The sequence below is a fragment of the Mycobacterium angelicum genome, assembly GCF_002086155.1.
GTDB lineage: Bacteria > Actinomycetota > Actinomycetes > Mycobacteriales > Mycobacteriaceae > Mycobacterium > Mycobacterium angelicum.
Genome location: NZ_MVHE01000280.1, coordinates 1 through 515, shown reverse-complemented (window position 1 = coordinate 515; position 515 = coordinate 1). Strand labels below are relative to the sequence as shown.

1 protein-coding gene is annotated in these 515 nt (G+C 68.3%); it reads left to right on the top strand.

Translation table 11 applies throughout. The annotated features are described in order from the left end of the window. Positions 1–515, top strand: a 515-nt coding sequence (locus BST12_RS32670) for a hypothetical protein (RefSeq protein ID WP_170062238.1), incomplete at both ends; no start/stop codon positions are given.

Genomic DNA, 515 nt, shown 5'->3' with positions numbered 1-515 from the left:
CGAGCTCAGCGGTCACCGCTACGAGGTGGTGCTGCACAAGGAACCCGCGTCGGTGCGTTCGTGCGCCCAGTTGCCGACCGTTCCGTGGAACCGGTGGGGGAGTTTGGCCGCGCTGGGCCCGTATCTGCACGAAGAGCGCCCGCTGGGGGTGCGGGTCAGCGGGGTGCCGCATCGGGGGGTGTGGCCGGAGGTGGCGTTGGACCAGGAACTGGCCCGCGCGGGTGATCGTGTTGCCGTACACCAGTTACGGGGTCAGGCGGATGCGGCCGATGCGGTCATGCCCGCCGAATGCCATCGGTTGGGCCGTGAACTGGGTTACCAGGTGGTGGTGACCTGGTCGGCCATCCCGGGGTTGATGGATGTGCTCTTCCTCTGCGGCGGGGACTCGGTGTTGTCGGATGTGTATGTGCCGGGGCAGGGGGTGACCGGCTGGGTCAATGATCCGGCGGCGATTGCGCGGGGTGGTGAGGTGCGCCGCTGGGTGGGGGATCGGTTGCCGGAGTTCATGGTTCCCT